Genomic DNA, 21,562 nt, shown 5'->3' with positions numbered 1-21,562 from the left:
GTGGTCAGGCGGTCCGCAGGAAGCGGTCCAGGACACGGACACCGAAGTGCAGCGCCTCGACGGGAACCCGTTCGTCGACGCCGTGGAAGAGGGCGTTGTAGTCGAAGCCCTCGGGCAGCTTCAGCGGCGAGAAGCCGTAGCCGGTGATGCCGAGCCGCGAGAACTGCTTGGCGTCGGTGCCGCCCGCCATGCAGTACGGCACCACGTGCCCCTCGGGCGCGAACTCCTCGACGGCGGCGCGCATCGCCCGATAGGTCGACGAGTCGACCGGTGCCTGGAGGGCCACCTCCCGGTGGTGGAACTCCCAGTCCACGTCCGGTCCGGTCAGCTGGTCGAGGGTGGCGCGGAACTCCTCCTCGCCGCCGGGCAGATAGCGCCCGTCGACATGGGCGACGGCCTCCCCCGGAATCACGTTGATCTTGTAACCGGCCTCGAACATGGTGGGGTTGGCGCTGTTGCGCAGGGTGGCCTCGACGAGCCGGGCGGCCGGGCCGAGCTTCTCCAGCAGCGCGTCCACGTTCCGCAGGTCGGCCTCCACGCCGTACAGGGCGGCGAGTTCGGCGAGGGCCGCGCGGACGGTCGGGGTGAGGCGCAGCGGCCACTCGTGGGCGCCGATCCGGGCGACGGCGGCGGCGAGCCGGGTCACCGCGTTCTCCTTGTTGACCTTGGAGCCGTGGCCCGCGCGACCGCGCGCGGTCAGCTTCAGCCAGGCGGTGCCGCGCTCTCCGGCCGCGATGGGATAGATCTGCCGTCCGGCGCCGTCGTGGAAGGTGTAGGCCCCGGACTCGCTGACGCCCTCGGTGCAGCCCTCGAACAACTCCGGGTGCTCGTCGGCCAGGAAGCCGGAGCCGTCCTCGGCGCTGGCCTCCTCGTCCGCCGTGAACGCGATCACCACGTCGCGGCGGGGCCGCACACCCAGCCGGGCCCAGGAGCGGACCACGGCGAGGATCATCGCGTCCATGTTCTTCATGTCCACCGCGCCCCGGCCCCACACGACGCCGTCGCGGATCTCACCGGAGAACGGGTGCACGCTCCAGTCCGCGGCCTGAGCGGGCACCACGTCCAGGTGGCCGTGGACGAGCAGCGCGGGCGCCGACGGGTCGGTGCCCTCTACCCGGGCGACGACGTTGGTCCGGCCCGGGGTGCGTTCCAGCAGCAGCGGCTCCAGGCCGGCACCGGAGAGCTGTTCGGCGGCGTACTCGGCGGCCGGGCGCTCCCGGCAGTCGCCGCCGCCCCGGTTGGTGGTGTCGATGCGGATCAGGTCGGACGTGAACCGGACGACCTCGTCCAGCGCCGGCGCGTCAGCCATACTGCTCCTCCACCGCGGACGAGGCGATCGTGGTGACCGCCTTGAAGGTCCGGATTCCCTCGAACATGGTGTCGCTGGTGTAGGCCACCTTGCGCTCGCCGACGCGGGCCACGCCGGGGACGACGGTGGCGGCCATGGCGAGGTGCTCGGCGTCGAACTCCAGCGCGATCGTGAACGGCCCGCCGGTCACCGGCTCGTGACGGACCGCCAGGGACGCCGCCTCCTTGGCCGCCGCGCGGATGTCGGCGGCGGTGCGGGCCGGCGTACGGCACACGGCCGCGTACCGCGACACATGGTCCTTCACCGCGACCTTCAGCGCCTCGGGGGCGTACCCGAGCGCGTCCTCGCAGGCCAGGTCGTCGCCGGTGACCAGGACGACCGGCACACCGTACTCGGCGACCACGTGCGCGTTGAGCAGGCCCTCGCTGGCCCGTACGTCGTTCAGCCACACCCCGGTGATGGAGTTGGCCAGGTAGGTGTGGGCGAGCACGCCCTCCATGCCGGCGCCCGCGTGGTAGCCGATGAAGGCGATCCCGTCCACGTCGCCGTGCTGCACGCCCTCCACCATGGACAGCGACTTGTGCCGCCCGGTGAGCATCTGGGCCCGCTCGTCCAGCCGTTCGAGCAGCAGATTGCGCATGGACCAGTGGGCCTCGTTGATGAGGACCTCGTCGGCGCCGCCGTCGAAGAAGCCCAGCACGGCTGCGTTGACATCGGAGGTGAACATCGACCGGCACCGCTCCCACTGCGGTGTCCCCGGCAGCACGTCGGCGGGCCAGGTCACCCCGGTGGCGCCTTCCATGTCGGCGCTGATGAGGATCTTCATGCGAATGACGCTACATGCCGCCGAACATGCTGGCCAGGAGCCACACAACTACCACAGGTCCATACCGCTGACGTCAGTCACCGAGGGAAAGTCCGGCCCCTTGACCGGCTTTCCGCGGATCACCGCCCCGCCTGCTCGCCGACCGCGCCGTGTCGAGCGACCCGCTACGCCTGTGCCCGCCCGCCCGGTGCGGTCGTCACCGTCGGGGACATGGCCGCAGGGGCGGTGAACAGCGCGCGGACGGCGGCGCGGAAGGCGCCGCCGACGAGGCCGCGGACGTATTCCGAGATGGCGGTGGTCGCGCTGACCCGTTCCTCGCTGTTCGGATCGCAGGGCTCCCGATCCATCGTTGGCGCACCCACCACCGCACGCAACCTGCACGCACGGGCCGCACGAACTGAGCGTCACGTCACGCGTCGGGCGGCACGGCTACTGGTCGCGCTTGGGCCAGATGGGGCCCTGGTCGGTCCAGATGACACCCTTGTTGCGGCAGAGGCAGAAGGGGTGGCCGACGGGATCGGCGTAGACGCGGAAACCGTAGCCGTCGGGGCCGGTGCAGTCCCGCTGCAGGGTCGCGCCGAGGGCCAGGACTCGGCGCTGTTCGGCCTCGATGTCGTCGACCTCGAAGTCGAGGTGGAACTGCTTGGGGTGCTCGCTGTCGGGCCACTGCGGGGCGCGGTAGTCCTCCACCTGGGTGAAGGCCAGTTCGATCTCGCCGAACCGGATACCGGCCCAGTTCTCGTCGCTGCCCTCCTTGACCGGGAGCCCCGTCACCTCGGAGTAGAAGGCTGCCAGCTTCATCGTGTCCGGGCAGTCGATGATGAAGTCGGTGAGTCGTAGCATCCCGCGATCTTGCCACAAGATCAAATGACCCGGACTTCGAGACAGGCCCTTAGGCGGCCTGCTGGGAGGCGGCCGCGGCGGGGCGCAGGTCGTCCAGGGTGAGCGGGTGCGCCGGCGGGCCGGGCAGGACGACACGGCGGGTGGTGTGCAGGTCGGCGCCCACCTGGAGCAGTTCGCCCGGCTCCATCAGGCGCCAGTCGGGGTTGTCGTCCATGCGTTCGCTGGCGACGACCACGGCGGGACGGTCGGCCAGCGGGGCGGCGTGGACCCGCATCCGACCGTGGCTGCCGCTGTGGTCCAGGTGCCGCGAGCCGTACGGGCCGCCCGCCGGGCGCTGAAGGACGTACAGCTCGTGCGTGGCGGGGTAGCGCAGCGCCCACAGCCGGTCGGGGGTGATGAGGACGAGGTTGAGGGCGAAGACGGGCAGGTTCCGGGCGATCCAGCGGGTGGCCTGCTCGATGCCGGCGGCGACGTCACCGCCGTGGCGCCGGGTCTCCCGGGTGATGAGGGCGAAGAACCGCTCGGAGTCGGTGTCCCCGCGGACCAGGGCCCGGTCCTCGCCCAGGTGGTCGTCGAGCCGGTCGAGTCCCTCGATGACCCCGTTGTGCGCGAAAAGCCGCCCGTCCTGCTCGAAGGGGTGGGTGTTGCGGGCGTCCAGGCTGCCGGTGGAGGCGTAGCGCACATGGGCGAGGAAGGTGGCGGACTCCACCTGCCGGGCGTCCTCGGCGAAGGCGCGGTCGGCGTAGGCCGCGATCGGCGCCTTGTCGACGTGCGGGGTGCCGTCGGCGGAGAAGTAGCCGAGACCGGTGCCGTCGGGGTCGCGGTGGCTCTGCAGGCTGAGGCTGTCCGGGGCGTCGAGGAGCCAGAACGTGGCGTGCGTGCGCCGCGGGGCGCTGCTGAGGCCGAACAGGCGGCACATCGGGTACCTCCTCGGTCAGTGGCGCCCGGGGCGGCGTACGTTCTTCGTCTCCGCGCCATGAGCGAAGTTGCTGGTGTCGTCGGCGCTGCGATGCGGCTCCGGCTGCTTCTCCAGCCGGGTCAGGACGCGGCGCAGGTCCTCCAGGAGCAGGTCGGCCAGGTCGTGGCTGAAGCCGTTGCGGACCACGATGCGCAGCACGGCGAGGTCGGTCCGGTCCTTCGGGAAGGTGTACGCGGGCACCAGCCAGCCGCGTTCCCGGAGTGCGGCGGAGACGTCGAAGACGCTGAAGTTGCCGATGTCCTCGCGCACCCGGAAGGCGAAGACGGGGATCTCGTCGCCGTGAGTGATCAGTTCGAACGGGCCGAGATCCGCGATCTCGGCGGCCAGCCGGGTGGCGACGTCACGGCAGGTCTGCTGCACCCTCCGGTAGCCGTCGAAGCCCAGCCGCAGGAACGTGTAGTACTGGGCGACGACCTGGGCGCCCGGCCGGGAGAAGTTCAGCGCGAAGGTCGGCATGTCGCCGCCGAGGTAGTTGACGTGGAAGACCAGGTCGTCGGGGAGGGCGTCCCGGTCGCGCCACAGGGCCCAGCCGACTCCGGGCATGACCAGGCCGTACTTGTGGCCGGAGGTGTTGATGGAGGCGACCCTCGGCAGCCGGAAGTCCCACACCAGGTCCGGGTCGAGGAAGGGGGCGATCATCCCTCCGGACGCGGCGTCGACGTGGACGGGGATGTCCAGGCCGGTACGGGACTGAAGATCGTCCAGGGCGGCCGCGATGCCGGCGACCGGTTCGTAGCTGCCGTCGAAGGTGGAGCCGAGCACGGCGACGACCCCGATGGTGTTCTCGTCGCAGAGCTCGACGGCCTTCTCGGGCGTGAGGTGGAACCGGTCCCCCTCCATCGGCACATAGCGCGGCTCGACCTCGAAGTAGTCGGCGAACTTGTCCCAGCAGATCTGCACGTTGATGCCCATGACGAGGTTGGGCCGCTCGGTGGACTTTCCCTCGGCGCGGCGCCGGTGCTGCCAGCGCCGCTTGAGGGCCAGTCCGCCGAGCATCGCCGCCTCGCTCGATCCGGTCGTCGAGCACCCGATCGCGTGCCGCGGGTCCTCGGCGTGCCACAGCCGGGCGAGCATGTGGACGCACCGCAGTTCGAGCTCCGCGGTCTGCGGATACTCGTCCTTGTCGATCATGTTCTTCTGGGCACACTCGGCCATCAGCCGCAGGGCCTGCGGTTCGGCCCAGGTGGAGACGAACGTCGCCAGGTTCTGCCGGGCGTTGCCGTCGAGCATCAGCTCGTCGTGCACCACCTGGTAGGCGGTGTCCGGATCCATCTGCCCCTGCGGCAGCGCGTAGCGCGGCACCCGCAGGGGCTCCCGGCTGAAGAGCGGATTGACCGCCAGGTCCCGGCTCTCACCGCGGTGGCCAGGGGAATGCCTCACCGTCATGCCCGCTCCGTCCTCCATGCGTCGTCGGTGTCGCCGATGGATCTTCGCGTGTGTGAGTGCCCGGACCGTCCAGGCGGTCGGTTCAGCGCTCCAGGAAGTCGAAGAGCTCTTCCCAGCGGTCGGTGATCGTCTCCGGGTCGAACCGTCGTGCGCTGCGCAGCGCCTGCTCACCCATGGAGTCGCGCAGCTGCTCGTCGGACATCAACCGGACCAGATGGCGGGCGAGTTCGAAGGTGTTGCCGGGCCGGGCCAGCAGCCCGTCCTCCTCGTGGCCGACGATCTCTCGCACCCCGGGCGCACAGTCGAACGCCACACACGGCACGCCGCACGCCATCGCCTCGAGCAGCACCAGCGGGAACCCCTCGCCGCGCGAGGACTGCACGAACACCGAGGAGGCGCGCAGCGCCCCGGGCACGTCGTCGGTCTGCCCGGCGAAGTCCACCGAGTCCTCCAGCCCGAGGTCGGCGCACCGCTGCCGCAGCTCCGCCTCGGCCTCTCCCTTGCCGTAGATGCGCAGGGTCCAGCCGGGCTGCCGCTGCGCGGCCTCGGCCCAGGCGTCCAGGAGCAGGTCGACGCCCTTCTCGTGGGAGAGCCGGCCGATGCTCGCGACCACCTTCTCGGTGCGCTGCGACGGGGTGTCGGGCACGATCGGCAGCGGGTTCGGCATGAAGCCGAGGTTGTTCAGTCCCTCGCCGACCCAGCGGTCCGCGTCCTCCTGGGTGAGGGCCAGCAGCCGGTCGACGTCCTTGAAGTACTTCTTCACCCGTGCGAACCGGGAACTCTTGCGGCAGGTCTCGAAGGACTCGTGGGTCATGCCGATGACGCGGTGTCCGGCGGTGTCCGCGAGCGCCACCCACTCCATCGCCCACACCTGCGCGACGATGATGACCGCGCCGGGCCGGGCGGCTCGGAACAGCGTCGTGAGCCGGGCGGCGGCGGTGCGCATATGGGCCTCGTGCCGACGGACGGCCGGGTCGGCGGGGCCCAGCAGGCGGCGTGCCCGGGGGCGGCCGGGCGGCCGGCGGGCGTACAGCGTCTCCGTCCGGAACGGGGGCTCGCCGAGGTCCATCGGATGGTGGGCGGGGGCGATGCCGACGACGGTGACCCGGTGGCCCCGGTCGGCCAGCAGCCGGGCCATCTGGGTCTGCCAGCGGCCCACGCCGCCGAGTTCGTTGACCTCGTTGGCCACGAAGAAGATGTCGCGCTGGGTCATCGGGCCTCTCCCGCGGGGCCGAAGAAACGGTCCACGATCTGCGCCGCGGCGTCCCCGCGGTCGTACTCACCGTACTTGTCCACGAACTCCTTCAGCCGCGCCTCGTGGACGGCGCCCACGGTGCCCAGGTCGCCGAGCACGTCGAAGAGTTCCTCGGCGGTGCGCGGTACGGGGCCCGGCGCCTCGGACAGCAGGTCGAAGTAGGTGCCCCGGGTGTCCTGGGCGTACTCCTCCCAGTCGTGGACGTAGAACACGATGGGCCGCTGGAGCAGGGCGTAGTCGAACATCACCGAGGAGTAGTCGGTGATCAGGGCGTCGGCGAGCAGCATCAGCGGGGTGATGTCCGGCTCGGCGCTGACGTCGATCACACTGCCGGCCACCGACGGGGGCAGGGTGAGACGGTTGAGGTAGTGCGCCCGCACCAGCAGGGTGCAGTCGTCGCCGAAGCGGGCGGCGAAGTCCTCCACGTCGAACGGGAACTCGAAGTCCTTCACACGGCCGTCGGAACCGGCGCGGAACGTGGGCGCGTACAGCAGCACCCGCCGGTCGGGGTCGATGCCGAGGCGTTCGGCCAGCCGCTGCGCCTCGGGGTTGGACGCGGCGCCCTGCCGGGCCCGCACCAGGGCGTCGTTGCGCGGGTAGCCGGTGCGCAGCAGCTTGTGCTCGGGGATGCGGTAGGCGCGGGCCAGGGTGCGTACGTCGTGCTCGCTGCGCACCACGAAGTGGTCGAAGCGGTCCAGGGCCTGCTGGTAGGAGCGCTGTTCCGGCTCGGACAGCATCCTCAGGCCCGGCTCGTCGAAGCCCATCCGCTTGAGCGCGGAACCGTGCCAGGTCTGGATGTACGTCGTCTCCGGGCGCTTGGTCAGGCGCAGCGGGAAGCCCTGGTTGTCGATCCAGTACTCGGCCTGGGCGAGCGCCTTGAGGTAGCCCCACGACCAGCGGCGCACCAGCTCCGCGTCCTTCGGGAAGCCCTCAGGGCGCTCACCGGCGTACGACCAGATCGGGGTGATCGGCGCGCCGCGGCGCCGCAGCTCCTCGTAGATCGCGCGCGGGCTGTCGCTGTACTGCTTGCCGAGGTGGCTCTCGAAGACGACGGTGCCCTTGCGGACGGGCAGCCTGGTCAGCATGCGCTCGTAGACCTGGAGCTTGCGGGTGCCGGAGTTCAGGTCCCGGCGCAGGGCCCGGAGCCTGCGGTAGGCGCCCTTGGCGGCGCGCGCGGGGCGGCCGTGCAGGTTGCGCTCCACGGCGGCGCGCCCGGTGCGGGCGAGCCGGCTGTGCTGGGTGAGCCGGAAGGCCAGGTGGCCCTTGGCGGACACCTGGGCCTCGAGGCGGTCCGCCATGAGCCGGGTGAGCCGCGGCCGGACGGGGACGTCGTCGGCGTGCTCCAGGTCGACGGCGCCGACGGTGAGCCGGCTGGTGGTCCGCTTGCCGTCCGCGGTGAGGTGCAGCCGGACGTCCCAGACGTCGTCGACGATGCCGAGCGGCCTCAGCCGCCGGGCCAGCGGCACCTCGGCCCGCCAGGCGATCACGTCGCCCTGGTGGCGCGGGGCGGGCACCGGGAAGGTGAAGGTCTGCAGGCTGCGGCGGCGGGCGCGGAACTCCAGCTCGGCGGTGAGCTTCGCCCCCGGGGCGATGGTGTGCAGCGGGTTGACGACCTCGCCGGCGAGCACCACGTCGCCGCCGCGCGCGGTGTACTCGGTGAGCCGGTTGCGCAGGTACATCTGGTTGAGCTGCTTGGCGTGGTAGCCGAGCGTGGTGACGTCCAGGACGGAGCGCATCTCGTCGTCGTCGAGGTAGCGGTCGGTCCAGTAGATCCGGCCGTCCCGCTCGGTCAGCGGCGCGGAGATCTTGTTGCGGTTCAGCAGCGTGTCGATGGCCGGCATCAGGTCGGTCCAGTCCTCGCGCAGCAGCAGCTGGGCGCAGATGGCGTGGACGCGGTCGAGCTCGGCGTAGGCGGCCTCGGGGAAGTCCTGGACGTAGTCGCGGGCCAGCTCGGCGAAGCGGTGCCGGTAGTCGTCGTCGAGGAACGGCAGTTCCCGCAGGTACAGCACCAGGTCGTGCTTGAGGAACTTGATGTCCTTGCGCAGCTTCAGCTCGTCCTGGCCCTGGCGGTCCAGGATGGCGTCGATACGGCGGTGGATCTCGACGCGGTCGGCGAAGTTGCTGATCTCGTTGCGCCGGTTGCTGATCGACTTCACGGACGTCTTCTGGACCACGTTCCAGAAGTAGACCGTGTTGGGGATGAGCGTGATCCGGCGCGCGGCCAGGTAGGCCTGGGCCGAGAAGAGCAGGTCCTCGTAGTGGATGCCGCGGGGGAAGGCGAGGTCGTTGCCGAGGAGGAAGTCGCGCCGGTAGCACTTGTTCGTCGACAGGGTGTCGAAGACGAACAGGTCCGGCAGCTCGGCGACGGAGTCCAGGGTGCGGGTCTCGCGGTACAGCCAGGGGTACCACTGGACCCGCTTGTCGTGCCGGCTGTCGGTGTGAACCCGGACACACAGGGCGGAGACGAGGTCGGCGTCGGTGCGGTCGGCGGCCTCGACCATGTTGCGGCACGCGTTGCGTTCCAGCGTGTCGTCGCTGTCCAGGAACATCACGTACCGGCCGCGGGCCACCTTCACGCCCTGGTTGCGCGGCTCTCCGCAGCCGCCGCTGTTCTCGGGCAGCCGGATGGCGCGGACCTTGTCGGGGTGGGCCGCGGCGAGCGCTTGCGCGACCTCGTAGGAGCCGTCCGTCGAGCAGTCGTCGGCGATGATCACCTCGACATTGCGCAAGGTTTGCTCAAGGACGGAACCAACGGCCGTCGGAAGTCGCTCTTCGTCGTTGTAGACGATGACGACAACACTGACGTCCGGCTCGGGCGCGACGGTCGACACGGCCACCTCTCGTCTCTGTTCCGTTCGGCGTGGGGTGGACGTAACCCTACAGGCTGTAGGGAGCACGCCGATCCCCGCCCCCTCCAAACTACGTCAATGCGACAATACGCCGTCCCACTGACACGCAGAGCGCCCGCCCCGGGCGCCCCTCACCGGGCGCGGCCCGCCACGAGCCACTTCGAGGGCAGGTCGATCCGGCGACCGTCGGGTGCGAACTCGGTCGTGGCCAGCGGGAGTTCGCCGTCGTCGAGCACGGTGAGGCCGGCCGCGCGCAGATACTCCGGCACGGCGGCGTCGGCCACCTCACCGGGGGCGATGCCGTGCCGGAAGACCGGGGCGAGCTTGGCCGGGGGCCCGGCGGGGTCCTGCGCCAGCCGGCCCAGGATCGGCCGGGCCGCCTCGGACAGCTCGACGAGGAAGACCCGGCCGTGCTCACCGGCGAGGACGGCGAGGCAGTCCACGAGCGACTGCCGGTCGTCCGGCTCGCACTGGTGCAGTACGCCGCGCATGTAGACGTTGACGTCACCGAGCTCGGCGTGCAGGCTCTCGGCCTCGGCCTTGTCGGCCGCGTCCAGCACCCGGTACGCGGCCCGTCCGCCGGGGTCGGCGTGCCGGGCGTGCTCGATGGCCGAAGCGGCGATGTCGGCGCCTACGACGCGCGGGAAGCGGCCGGCGAGGAAACGGGTCTGGGTGCCGTTGCCGCACCCGAGGTCGACGAGGGGCAGTTCCGGGTCGGTGAGGTGCGGTGCGAACAGCGGGAGCTGGAGGCCGGCGGCGAGCGCCGGCTCGGAGTCCCAGAACACCGCCCCCGGCTCGTCCGGCACCTCGGCCCAGAACCCCTCCCACGCCTGGCGGTACCGACTGGTCACGCTCATGCCCAACTCCCCTGCGTACGGCGATCATGTGTCCTGAGTGACGGGCCAGTACGGTCTATCGCGCGGAGATCCCGCTCACAAGCGCCCGACACATTCCTTCACCGCCACGCGCGACTCGTACACGCCGGTGCACCGGCTGCGCATGTCGGGTGGTGCGTGGGCGTACGTGGGGGCGCGCGGGTGCGACCGCGTGCGGGGGTCCGGTGTGTGCGGTGTGTGCGCGGGGCGTGACGGGTGCGCGGGGCGCGGGGTATGCGCCGGGCCGGGCTCAGCGGCGGGGCAGGGTCAGTTCGAACCAGACCGTCTTGCCGGCTGGGGTGCGGGTGGTGCCCCACTCGCGGGCCAGGGCACTGACCACGCGCAGGCCGCGGCCCGACTCGTCGGTGGGGCCGGCGCTCAGCAGGGTGGGCAGGTCGTGGTCGTCGTCCTCGACCTCGCACAGCAACGTGTCACTGCGGACCAGGCGCAGCTCGACGGGCCGGCCGTGGGAGTGCCGTACCGCGTTGGTGACGAGCTCGCTGACCATCAGCTCGGCGGGGTCGGCCAGCCGGGCCAGCCCCCATGCGTGAAGCTGCTCGCGGACCGCCGCGCGGGCGCGGCCCACCTCTGCCGGGCCCTGGCTCAGGCGCCACTCGGCCACGTCCTCCGGCTCGATGCCGCCCAGACGGACCAGCAGCAGGGCCACGTCGTCCTTGCGGCCCCCGCGTGTGGCCAGCGCGCGGATGATCGTGTCGCAGGCGTCGTCCATGGACGCGGCCGGGTGGGCGGCGGACTCGCAGAGTGTGGCGAGCCCCACACCGATGTCCTCGCCGCGCACCTCGACCAGCCCGTCGGTGCACATGACCAGGCGGTCGCCGGGCCGCACCCGCACCCGTACCGCCTCGAAGGGCACCCCGCCCACGCCGATGGGCGCCCCCGTGGGCAGCTCCAGCAGCTCGCTGCGGCCGTCATCGGCGCGCACCAGGACGGGCGGGATGTGGCCCGCGTTGGCGAGGTGCAGTTCGCTCGCGATGGGGTCGTAGACGGCGTAGAGGCAGGTCGCGAGGTAGGTGTCGCCGAGCCGCTGGGCGAGGTCGTCGAGGTTGCGCAGCAGCTGGGCGGGCGGCAGGTCGAGCGCCGCCATGGTCTGCACGGCCGTACGCAACTGCCCCATCATCGCGGCCGAGTTCAGCCCGTGGCCCATCACGTCGCCGACGACGAGCGCGGTGCGGGCGCCGGGCAGCTTCACCGAGTCGAACCAGTCGCCGCCGACCCGGCCGAGCAGCGTGCCCGGCAGATAGCGGGTGGCGATGTCGCAGCCCGCCATCCGCGGCGGAATGTGCGGCAGCATGCTGTCCTGGAGGGTCTCGGCGACGCTCTCCTGGTACGTGTACATGCGGGCGTTGTCGAGCACGAGGCCCGCGCGGGCGGCGAGCTCGGCGCCGGTGACCCGGTCCATGTCGTTGAACTCGGCCCGCTCGGGGTGGCGCAGCAGGATCATGAAGCCGAGGACGACGTTGCGCGCCTTCAACGGGACGACGAGCATCGAGCGGTGGGTGATCAGCGGCCGGATGTCGCGCTTCTCGAACTGCGAGGCGATGGCGTGGCCCATCTCCTCGCTGATGCGGGGCACGAGCACGGGCTCGCCGCTCGTCATGCACTGGAAGAACGGGGTGTGCGCGGGGAACGGCATGGCCTCGCCGACCGGCACCACGTCGTCCCAGCGGCCGGGCTCGTCGGTGTGCTCCAGGGCCACCCGGTGCCACATGGTGGTCGTGTCGGGCACGCCCTCGGGGAACCCCTCCCCGGCGACGACCTGCTCACGCAGATAGGTGCCGGCGACATCGGTGAAGCGCGGTACGACGGCCTTGCTGACCTCGACGATGGTCCGCGCGAGGTCGAGCGAGGTGCCGATCCGGCCGCTGACCTCGGTGAGGAACTCCAGGCGTTCGCGGACGGCCGCGTACTCCAGGTCGACGCCCTCGTCGTCGGTGGCCTCCTCCGGCGCGGGCAGGCCCTGGGCGGCGGCCCGGGCGGCCCGCTCGCGGCGGGCCCTGCGCTCGGCGCGGCGGGCCACGCCCCAGTCGGGGGTGACGGGCACCCGGTCGTTCTGGCTGAACTCCAGGACCGGATAGCCCAGTTCGAGGACCTGGGCGACGATCCGGGCGCTCTCGTCGACGCTCATGCTGGGCATGATCTCCGGCAGCCTGCGGGCCAGCTCCTCGGCGCCGGGGAAGTCGGTGTGCAGGGCGAAGGCCGGCGCGATCCGCTCGAACCCGAGGTCCGTGTCCGGCCCGCCGGGCTCGTCGGCCTCGCCGGGGCGCAGTCCGTCCGCGTCGGCGGCGAGCACCAGCAGCCGCTCCCGGCCCGGGCCGACCAGCGGATACGCCCACCACAGGACGTCGAGGCGGTCCCGGCCGGGCACGGTGAGGCGGGCGCGGCCCGCCGCGGGGTAGGACAGCCGCCCGTCGAGTGAGGTCTCCAGGCCGGGGCCCAGCCCGTCGTGAACGGCGGACGCGGGATGCCGGGCGTCGTCGGACTCGTCGCCCAGGGCGCCGGAGACCGGCAGCAGGTCCACGACCGGACGGCCGATGGCCTCCTCCTTGCCGGTGCCGAAGAGCCGCCCCGCGCCCCTGCTCCAGTGCGACACCAGGCCGTCGTGGTCGACCACGACCACGCCGAGCGGGACGCGGCCGGCCGCCGTGGCGTCCGCCGCCGGCGCACCGGTCCCGCCGCCAGGTCGGCGGCCGGGAGGTACGTCCCCTTCGGTGCCACGGTCCATGGCCCAGGCCCCTCTCCCCACGGCTCCGCAAGATCTCTTCCCCCGGCCACCACGGTACGGCGCCGACCGGTCGCGATGTGTGGCAACACCGGAATTGTTTTGACGCCACCCCACCGGGCAGACGCCCACGCCCAAGCCCACCCCTCCGCCCGAACCCAGGCCCCCGGGGCACACCCGCCGACCGGCACCCCAGCCCTCCCAGGCACGCCCCGTCGTCCCACGCCGCGCCCCGACCACACCCATCGTCCGACGCCGCGCCCCCGACCACACGCCACCGATCGACACCCCGGCCATGGGCACGTCCCGCCGATGGGCACCCCGGCCCCTGGACGCGCCACGTCGGTCGACACCCAGCCCCTGGACACGCCCCCTGGGCCGACACCCCAGCCCCTGGACACGCCCCGCCGACCGGCTTCCCGGCCCACGAACGCATGTCGCCGACCGACGCCCCGGCCCTCGGGCGCGCGTCGCCGACGGATACCCCAGACCCCCGGGCAAGCCTCGTCGGCCTACGCCCCGGCCTCCGAGCACGACCCCCAGAGCAGCGCCCCGCCCCCGGGCACACCCTGTCGGCCGACACTCCGGCCCCGGCCAGGCCCCGCTGACCGACGCCGGGGTCGCCAGACGCGCCCCATCGGCCGACGCCCCAGGCACGCCCGCCGGCCGACTCCCCCGCCCCCGGGTACATCTCGCCGACCGGCACGCTGGCTCCCGGACGCGCCCCCCCTGGCCCGCACCCCGGCTCCCCGGGCGTACGGCGCCGACCGGGCGCCCCAGACCTCCGGGCACGCCCCGTCGTCCGACGCCCCGGCCCCCCGACGACCGGAACCCCCGCCCCCGGGCACATCTCGCCGACGAGCACCCTGGCACCCGAACGCGCCCGCGCCCGCGCCCCCCGGCCGGCACCCCAGACCTCCCGGCACGCGCCCTCGGCCTACACCCCGGCGCCCAGGGACGCCCCATCGGCCGACGCCCCGGCGCCCAGGGACGCCCCATCGGCCGACGCCCCGGCCCCCGACCGCGCCCCACCGACCCACACACACCCCGGCCCCCGGGCACGCCCCGTCCAGCGGCCCCCCGGCGGCCGGATCAGTCCTCGTGACCGAGCTGGAGGTCCCGTTCCGTGCGGCCCCCGGCGGCCACCTGGAGCACCGTGGCGACCGGTGGGTAGCCGGCCGCGATCACGGTGTACTCGCCGGAGGACAGGTCCACGAAGCGGAACGTTCCGTCGGGGCCGGTGGTGAGGGTGTCGACGACGTTGCCGGCCGCGTCGAGCAGGGTGACGCGGGCGTCCTCCACGGGCCGCCCGCCACCGGCCCGTACCGTGCCGCGCAGTACGGCGCCGCCCGCCAGTTCCACGTCCTGGCGGGTCTCCCGCGAGGCCTGCACGCTGACGGGGAGCGCGGTCGGCCGGAAGGCGGGCGCGCTGGCGGCCAGGGTGTACTCCCCGGCGACCAGCTCGCTGATGACGTAGCCACCCTCGCGTCCGCTGCGGGTGCCGGCGACGACCTCGCCGTGCACGTTGGTCAGGGTCACGGCGGCGTCCCGCACCGGGGTGCCGTCGGCGGTGCACACGGTGCCCGCGAGACGTCCGGCGCCGCCGAGGACGACGTCGAGTTCGACGGGCCGCTCGCCGACGGTCACGGAGACCGCCTGCGGCTGGTGCCCTCCGGCGGCGGCGATCAGGACGTACGACCCGGAGCCCGGCGTGGACAGCGCGTACCGTCCGTCCTCACCGCTCGCGCCCCGCCCGATCTGCCGGCCGCCGACGTCGATGAGGGTGAGCGCCGCGCGGGGCACGACGGTGCCGTCCGCGTGCTGCACGGTGCCGCAGACGGGGATTCCGGCCGGGTACGGCGAACGCGCCTGCGGCACGCCCGGGGCCGAGACGCCGGTGGCCGGTGCGGCGGGCTCCGTCTCGTAGGCGGGCGCGGCCTCGTAGGCGGGTGCGGCGGGGGTGTTGTGGGACACCAGAGGTTTCTCCTTGAGGAAGAAGGCGATGATCAGGCCGAGCACCAGGACCGGCACGAGATACAGGAAGATCCGCGGCATGGCGTCGGCGTACGCCTGGACGTAGGCGTCGCGCAGGGCCGGCGGCAGCGTGCGCACCACCTGAGGGGTGATCGACTCGGGGTCGGGCAGGCCGGCGCCCGCGCGCGCGGGGATGCGGTCGTGCAGGGCGTCGGCGAGCCGGTCGGCGAACAGGGTGCCGAAGACGGCGGCGCCGACGCTGCCGCCGATCTGCCGGAAGTAGTTGTTGGCGCTGGTCGCCGTGCCGAGGTCGGCGGGTCGCACGGAGTTCTGCACGGCGAGCACCAGGACCGGCATGACCAGGCCGATACCGGCGCCGAGCACGGCCATCCAGACGCTGTACTCCAGCCGGGTGGTGCCGATCTCCAGGCGGGACAGCAGCCACATGCCGACGGCGGACAGGGCGCAGCCGAGGACCGGGTAGATCCGGTAGCGGCCGGTGTGGCTGATGAGCTGCCCGGAGAGGATCGACGCGCCCACGACGCCGCCCATCATGGGCAGCATCAGCAGTCCGGACTCGGTGGCCGAGGCACCGTCGACCATCTGCAGGAAGGTGGGCAGATAGCTGGCCGCGCCGAACAGCGCCACGCCGACGACCAGTCCGACCAGACCGCTGATGTTGAAGACGGAGTCCCGGAACAGCCGCAGCGGGATGAGGGGTTCGGCGACGTAGTGCTCGGCGACGACGAAGAGGACGGCGGCCGCGGCGGCTCCGGCGCCGAGGCCGATGATGACGTGCGAGCCCCAGGCGTACTCGGTGCCGCCCCAGCTGGTCAGCAGCACCAGGCAGGTGGAGGCGGTGGCGAGCAGCAGGGTGCCCGGCACGTCGAAGCGGGCCCTGACCCGGGTCCTGGGCAGTTTGAGCACGACGGTGACGACGGCGAAGGTGACCAGACCGAAGGGTACGTTGATGTAGAAGCACCAGCGCCAGGACAGATGGTCGGTGAAGTAGCCGCCGAGCAGCGGTCCCGCGACGGAGGCGAGGCCGAAGGCGGCGCCGATGAGTCCCATGAACCGGCCGCGCTCCCGCGGCGGCACGATGTCCGCGATGATGGCCTGCACGCCGATCATCAGCCCGCCCGCGCCGATGCCCTGCACGGCCCGGAAGGCGATCATCTGGTCCATGGTCTGGGCCCGGCCCGCGAGCGCCGAGCCGATGACGAAGACGCCGATGGCGAACTGGAACACGCCCTTGCGGCCGATGAGGTCGCCCAGTTTGCCGTAGACGGGCAGCCCGACGGTGGCCGTGAGCAGGTAGGCGGTGATCGCCCAGGACATCTTGTCCAGGCCGTGCAGCTCACCGACGATCTTGGGCAGCGCGGTGGCCACGATCATCTGGTCGAGCGCGGCGAGCAGCAGCGCGAGCATCAGCCCGAGGAAGACCAGCCGCACCCGGCGCGGGCTGAGCCGAGGGAGGGCGTCCGGCGGTGCGGCCGGCGTCCGCGCGGCCGCCCCCGCGGCGGTGTCCGGGGGCGGCGGCACGACCGGTTCGTCCTGCACCAGAGTGATCCCGCCCACGCGCCTCTCCCTCGTCGCTGGTACCGCGCCATGTCCACGCGTAACGCGACAACTACGTACAAGCGCGACGAGTTACGGCGTTGGGCAAGGCTGTGGGGAGATCACTCGAACCGGTGAGGGGTCAACAGGGCCCGCCGTGGGGTGAGTTGCGACCCCCGATCTACTTCTCGACCTCGGTGGCGAGCTTGGCGAGCAGGGCGTCGTAGATCCGGGCGAGGCCCTTGGGTGCGAACGTCTTCTCGAAAAAGCCGCCGATGCCGCCGGCGCCCTTCCAGGCGGTGGTGACGACGACCCGGGAGCGGTCCTCGCCGGCCGGGGTGACCCGCCAGGTGGTGACCATGGAGGAGTTGCGGTCCTTCTCGACGAGCTCGCCGTCGGTGGGCTCGCTCACCTCCATGAGGCAGTCACGGATCCGCTTGCTGGTGGCCTGGAGCTTCCAGTGGACGAGGGTGCCCTCGCCGTCCCCGCCCTCGCGCACCTCGTACTCGCTGAAGTGCTCGGGCAGCAGCCGCTCACGGGTGCCGCTGTAGTCGGCGAGGGCGTCGAACACCTTCTCCGCGTCCGCCGCGACGACCCGCTCCGTAGTGGCCTCGACCTGCGCCATGGGGTTCCTCCAGGACATCCGTTCTCGGGGTTGGGACACAGCCAACCACCCCGCTCCCGGGACCCCAAATCCGGGTCCGGCAACCGATCGAATCCGGCAACCCGGGCGATCAGGAACGGCGGCCGAGCGATCGCTCGCACGATCAAGGGAACACATGTTCTATTCTGCTGCCCAGTGCCACCGAACAAGGGAGGCGTGATGCGCTGGGACAACCTCACAGCGGACTCCGGGGGCTCCGGAGCCCTTGAACACAGCCGGGCCGACGCCGCGCTTTTCGGCGCGGACGCGGTGACCACCCGCACCTTCGACATGCCCGAGTTCCGCGGGATCACCTTCCACGAGATCCGGGCCCGCTCGATCATCAACCGCGTGCCGGGCGCCTCCCGCATGCCGTTCGAGTGGACCGTCAACCCCTACCGGGGCTGCACGCACGCGTGCGTGTACTGCTTCGCGCGGAAGACGCACAGCTATCTGGACCTGGACACCGGACTCGGCTTCGACACCCAGATCGTGGTCAAGGTGAACGCGCCGGAGCTGCTGCGCCGCCAGCTGGCCTCGCGCCGCTGGCAGGGCGAGCACATCGCGATGGGCACCAACGTCGACTGCTACCAGCGGGCCGAGGGCCGCTACCGCCTGATGCCGGGCATCCTGGCCGCCCTGCGCGACCGGGCGAACCCGTTCTCGATCCTGACCAAGGGCACGCTCATCCTGCGCGACCTGGACCTGCTGACGCAGGCGGCCGAGGTCACCGACGTGGGCATCTCCGTCTCCGTCGGCTTCACCGACCCCGAGCTGTGGCGCACCGTGGAGCCGGGCACGCCCGCGCCGGAACGCCGTCTGGACGTCGTCCGCACCCTCGCCGAGCACGGCATCGGCTGCGGGGTGCTGATGGCCCCGGTGATCCCGTTCCTCAGCGACCACCCGGACCGGCTGCGGGCGACGGTACGGGCGATCGCGGCGGCCGGGGCCACCTCCGTCACCCCGCTGACGCTGCATCTGCGGCCCGGCGCCCGCGAGTGGTTCATGGCCTGGCTCGGCCGGCACCACCCGCATCTGGTGCGCCGTTACGAGCGCCTGTACGCCGAGGGCGCCTACGCCCCCAAGTGGTACCAGCGCCGGATCACCCGTCAGGTGCACGACCTGGCCCAGGAGTACGGGATCGGGCCCGCGCGCGCGGGGATGCCGCGGCGCATCCGCCCGGCGGAGCCGGACACCGCCGCACCGCATCCGCCCTCGATGTCCGAGCCGGTCCAACTCACGCTCATCTGAAGTCGTTCGAGCGCATCGCACGGCCCAATCGGGTCAACAATCGTCGGAACTCGTTCTCACAACGGTGCTTTCCGGGACGATGCGGCGAGGACCGCCAGACCAGCGGTCCGCAGCCTCTCCGTCCTGGGAGGACGCATGAGAAAACGCGCCGCCGTGCTGTTCGGCGCCGCCGCCGTCGTCGCCGGTTCCGTCACGGCCGTCCCCGCCGACGCGAGCCCGTCGCACCCCACGGCCCCCGTCCGGGCCCCCGCGGTCAGCTGGAGGAAGTGCGGCACCACCGACCATCCGACCCTGCAGTGCGGATCCCTGAAGGTGCCGCTGGACCACCGGCATCCGTCCGGGCGGCAGATCACGCTGGCGCTGTCCCGCGTCCCGCACACCGCGAAGACCTACCAGGGGCCCCTGCTCGTCAACCCTGGCGGCCCCGGCGGCAGCGGGCTCTCGCTCGCCTCCTTCGTGGCCTCCTCGCTGCCCAAGGCGGTCGCGGCGCAGTACGACGTCATCGGCTTCGACCCCCGCGGGGTGGGCGCCAGCGAACCGGCGATGACGTGCGCGCCGGACTACTTCAAGCCGGTGCGCCCGGACTCGGTGCCGAGCACCCCCGCGCTGGAGAAGGCCAACCTCGCGCGCGTCCAGTCCTACGCCACCGCCTGCGGCCGGAAGTACGCGAGCCTGCTGCCGCACATCGACACCGTCGACGCGGCCACGGACATGGACTCGATCCGCCGGGCCCTCGGCGCGCAGAGAATCAACTACTACGGTTACTCCTACGGCACCTACCTCGGCGCCGTGTACGCCAAGCTCTTCCCCGAGCGGGTGCGCCGCCTGGTCCTGGACTCGATCGTGGACCCGACCGGAGTCTGGTACGACGACAACCTCCAGCAGGACTACGCCTTCAACGACCGCCACCGCGCCCTCATGGCCTGGATCGCCAAGTACGACGCGACGTACCGGCTCGGCACGGATCCGGCGAGGGTCGAGGCCAAGTGGTACGGGATGCGGGCGGCGCTCGCCCGGCACCCCGCGGACGGCAGGGTCGGCGCCTCCGAACTGGAGGACACCTTCATCCCGGGCGGCTACTACAACGGCTACTGGCCCGCCCTCGCCCGGGCGTTCGCGGCCTACGTCAACGAGGGGAAGACGGGGCCGCTGGTGCGGGCGTACGCCGACTACGGCGCCGTCGACGCCGCGGGCGCCAACGGCTACGGCGTCTACACCTCGGTGCAGTGCCGTGACACCGCCTGGCCGCAGGACTGGACGCGGTGGCGTGCGGACAACTGGGCTGTGTACGGCAAGGCGCCGTTCATGGCCTGGAACAACGCCTGGTACAACGCGCCGTGCGCCTTCTGGCCGGCCGCGCCGCAGCGCCCGGTGGACATCGCCAACGCCGAGCTGCCGCCGGTCCTGCTGTTCCAGGCGACCGACGACGCGGCGACGCCCTACGAGGGCGGGGTGAGGGTCCATCACCTCCTGGCCGGCTCCAGCCTGGTCGTCGAGCGGGGCGGTGGCAACCACGGCATCACGCTGAGCGGCAACGGCTGCCTGGACGGGTATCTGACGCGGTATCTGACGAACGGCACGGTGCCGCGCGGCCGGGCCGCCGCGGCGGACGCGGTGTGCGAGAGGCTGCCCGACCCGAAGCCCGAGCGCACGAAGGCGGCGGTCCCCGCCTCCTCCGGCGCGTCGCGGGGTGCGACGCTGCACGGGCTGGTGGGCTTCCGCGGCTGATCCGGCCGTCGGGGGCGAGGGCCGGGCCCCGGTTGTCAGACCCGTGGTCCACCATGGAGCCATGACCGAACCGACCCGGATCCCCGCCCCCGAGGGGGTCGCCCCCGCCGCGCAGTACACCCATGTCGTCATGGGCACCGGCCGCTTCGTCGCGGTCTCGGGCCAACTCCCCCTGGACGAGGACGGCAAGCTCGTCGGGGAGAACGACCCGGCGGCCCAGGCCCGCCAGGTCTTCGAGAACCTGCGCCGCTGCCTCGCCGCCGCCGGGGCGGGCTTCGACGACGTCGTCAAACTCACGTACTTCGTCACGGACATGAGCCACATGCCGGCCGTCCGCGAGGCCCGCGCCGCCCACATACCGGACGACCGCCTGCCCGCCTCCTCGGCGGTCCAGGTGGCCGCCCTGGTCCGCCCGGAGTTCCTGATGGAGATCGAGGCGTTCGCGGTGGTGGCCGAGTAAGGCGGGTCCGGCCCGCCAGGGGCCCGTGCCGCGGCCGGGCCGGCGGTCAGCGCGGCCTCGGGTGCCCGGCCGGCGGTCAGCGCTGCTTCGGGATCCGGGCCAGTGCCTGTACCGCGGCCTCGGCGAGGGCCGGGTGGGCCAGGGCCTCGCTGAGGACGGGGCGGGCCCGTGCGTCGCCGAGCGCGCCCAGGCCCTCGACGCAGGCGAGGGCCACCCGGCGGTAGGGGTCGTGCGGCCGCAGCCGGCGTTCCAGGGTGGTGATCAGCGCGGGGACGGACTCGGGGGCGCGCAGTTCCACCAGGAGGCGCACGGGGTGCAGCGCGTAGGCGACGCGCAGCTCGTTGGTGGCCAGGGCCGCCGCCGCCCGGGCGGTGCGGGGGTCGCCGAGGCGGGCCAGGGCGTGGGCGGCGTCGGCGCAGCGCTGCGGGTCACGGTGGTTCAGGAGCAGGACCAGGGACTCGAAGGCCCGCCGGTCGCGCGCGAGCCCCAGCCGGAAGGCCGCAAGCTCCCTGGCCCACAGCGGCTGCCCCGGCGCCGTGAGGACCTCGGCCAGTTCCTCCAGGTCGTCGGTCGCCTCCAGCCGCCGGTACGCCGCCGTGCCGCCCGACTCCTGCCGTAAGCGCTCCGTGAGCGATCGCAACTCTTCGTCCACGAAGCCCACCCTAGGCGCCGAGCCACCCGCACGGGACCTACATCACAAACTCGGGGGCTGGCGCGCTCGTTACCCACGGGTTAAGCTCAGACGAGCGAGCTACCCGCTCGCACCAACCTCGCAGCGGCCTGGTGACGCAGCCGCCGCGAGGGTTGTCGGTTCGGTACGTCAGGTACCGCAGTACGACTCGGCTTGGGGACAGAGCCGGTCGGCATTCCGCCACCGCCCGGGCGTG

At 72.4% G+C, this 21,562-nt stretch carries 16 protein-coding genes; 3 read left to right on the top strand and 13 right to left on the bottom strand.

Going from position 1 to position 21,562, the window contains the following annotated elements; translation table 11 throughout:
• Positions 1-4: 4 nt before the first annotated feature.
• The 12 genes from IE318_RS13450 to IE318_RS13395 all read right to left on the bottom strand — a co-directional run bounded on the left by IE318_RS13450 (position 5) and on the right by IE318_RS13395 (position 17,218).
• Positions 5-1,309, bottom strand: a complete 1,305-nt coding sequence (locus IE318_RS13450; RefSeq protein ID WP_189899991.1) for a M20/M25/M40 family metallo-hydrolase — start codon at positions 1,307-1,309, stop codon at positions 5-7.
• Positions 1,302-2,135 (bottom strand): M55 family metallopeptidase, encoded by an 834-nt coding sequence (locus IE318_RS13445; RefSeq protein WP_189899988.1) that lies wholly within the window; start codon positions 2,133-2,135, stop codon positions 1,302-1,304. Before IE318_RS13445 ends, IE318_RS13450 begins: the two co-directional genes overlap by 8 nt.
• A 164-nt stretch (positions 2,136-2,299) precedes the next feature.
• Positions 2,300-2,482, bottom strand: a complete 183-nt coding sequence (locus tag IE318_RS13440) for a hypothetical protein (protein ID WP_189900111.1) — start codon at positions 2,480-2,482, stop codon at positions 2,300-2,302.
• Between the two features lie 82 nt (positions 2,483-2,564).
• A complete protein-coding gene (locus tag IE318_RS13435) occupies positions 2,565-2,978 on the bottom strand; it encodes a VOC family protein (protein ID WP_189899986.1) in 414 nt (137 codons plus the stop codon).
• Between the two features lie 49 nt (positions 2,979-3,027).
• Entirely contained in the window at positions 3,028-3,897 is an 870-nt protein-coding gene (locus tag IE318_RS13430) for a class II glutamine amidotransferase (RefSeq protein ID WP_189899984.1), read from the bottom strand.
• A gap of 15 nt (positions 3,898-3,912) precedes the next feature.
• Positions 3,913-5,343: a glutamate decarboxylase gene (gad, locus tag IE318_RS13425; RefSeq protein ID WP_189899982.1), complete on the bottom strand. Its 1,431-nt coding sequence runs from the start codon at positions 5,341-5,343 to the stop codon at positions 3,913-3,915.
• An 82-nt stretch (positions 5,344-5,425) separates the two neighbouring features.
• Complete coding sequence (locus IE318_RS13420) at positions 5,426-6,556, bottom strand: glycosyltransferase (RefSeq protein WP_030170623.1); 1,131 nt, start codon at positions 6,554-6,556, stop codon at positions 5,426-5,428.
• Positions 6,553-9,429 (bottom strand): bifunctional glycosyltransferase/CDP-glycerol:glycerophosphate glycerophosphotransferase, encoded by a 2,877-nt coding sequence (locus tag IE318_RS13415; protein ID WP_229903500.1) that lies wholly within the window; start codon positions 9,427-9,429, stop codon positions 6,553-6,555. The genes IE318_RS13420 and IE318_RS13415 overlap by 4 nt, the downstream gene beginning before the upstream one ends.
• Before the next feature lie 149 nt (positions 9,430-9,578).
• The gene (locus tag IE318_RS13410; protein WP_189899978.1) at positions 9,579-10,304 is read right to left on the bottom strand and encodes a class I SAM-dependent methyltransferase; all 726 of its coding nucleotides are present in this window, start codon (positions 10,302-10,304) and stop codon (positions 9,579-9,581) included.
• A 268-nt stretch (positions 10,305-10,572) separates the two neighbouring features.
• Positions 10,573-13,065, bottom strand: coding sequence for an ATP-binding SpoIIE family protein phosphatase (locus IE318_RS13405; RefSeq protein WP_189899976.1), 2,493 nt, complete (start codon positions 13,063-13,065; stop codon positions 10,573-10,575).
• 1,089 nt (positions 13,066-14,154) lie between these two features.
• Positions 14,155-16,614 carry an MFS transporter gene (locus IE318_RS13400; RefSeq protein WP_189899974.1) on the bottom strand — a complete coding sequence of 820 codons (2,460 nt, stop codon included), beginning with the start codon at positions 16,612-16,614 and terminating at the stop codon, positions 14,155-14,157.
• A 160-nt stretch (positions 16,615-16,774) separates the two neighbouring features.
• The gene (locus IE318_RS13395) at positions 16,775-17,218 is read right to left on the bottom strand and encodes an SRPBCC family protein (protein ID WP_189899972.1); all 444 of its coding nucleotides are present in this window, start codon (positions 17,216-17,218) and stop codon (positions 16,775-16,777) included.
• Between the two features lie 198 nt (positions 17,219-17,416).
• Between IE318_RS13395 and IE318_RS13390 the strand changes: the two genes are divergently transcribed.
• The 3 genes from IE318_RS13390 to IE318_RS13380 all read left to right on the top strand — a co-directional run bounded on the left by IE318_RS13390 (position 17,417) and on the right by IE318_RS13380 (position 20,675).
• Positions 17,417-18,487, top strand: a complete 1,071-nt coding sequence (locus IE318_RS13390) for an Rv2578c family radical SAM protein (RefSeq protein ID WP_189899970.1) — start codon at positions 17,417-17,419, stop codon at positions 18,485-18,487.
• Positions 18,488-18,622: 135 nt separating this feature from the next.
• The gene (locus IE318_RS13385; RefSeq protein ID WP_189899968.1) at positions 18,623-20,215 is read left to right on the top strand and encodes an alpha/beta hydrolase; all 1,593 of its coding nucleotides are present in this window, start codon (positions 18,623-18,625) and stop codon (positions 20,213-20,215) included.
• A 61-nt stretch (positions 20,216-20,276) separates the two neighbouring features.
• The gene (locus IE318_RS13380; protein WP_189899965.1) at positions 20,277-20,675 is read left to right on the top strand and encodes a RidA family protein; all 399 of its coding nucleotides are present in this window, start codon (positions 20,277-20,279) and stop codon (positions 20,673-20,675) included.
• 76 nt (positions 20,676-20,751) lie between these two features.
• Here the strand turns inward: IE318_RS13380 and IE318_RS13375 are convergent, their stop codons facing one another.
• Entirely contained in the window at positions 20,752-21,327 is a 576-nt protein-coding gene (locus IE318_RS13375) for an adenylosuccinate lyase (protein WP_030170606.1), read from the bottom strand.
• Positions 21,328-21,562: the final 235 nt, after the last annotated feature.

Origin of the sequence: Streptomyces spiralis, from assembly GCF_014654675.1 — a bacterium.
In the GTDB taxonomy this organism is placed as follows: Bacteria; Actinomycetota; Actinomycetes; order Streptomycetales; family Streptomycetaceae; genus Streptomyces; species Streptomyces spiralis.
The sequence above is the reverse complement of the archived record's forward strand: the minus strand, read 5'-3'. Positions and strand labels throughout refer to the sequence as shown.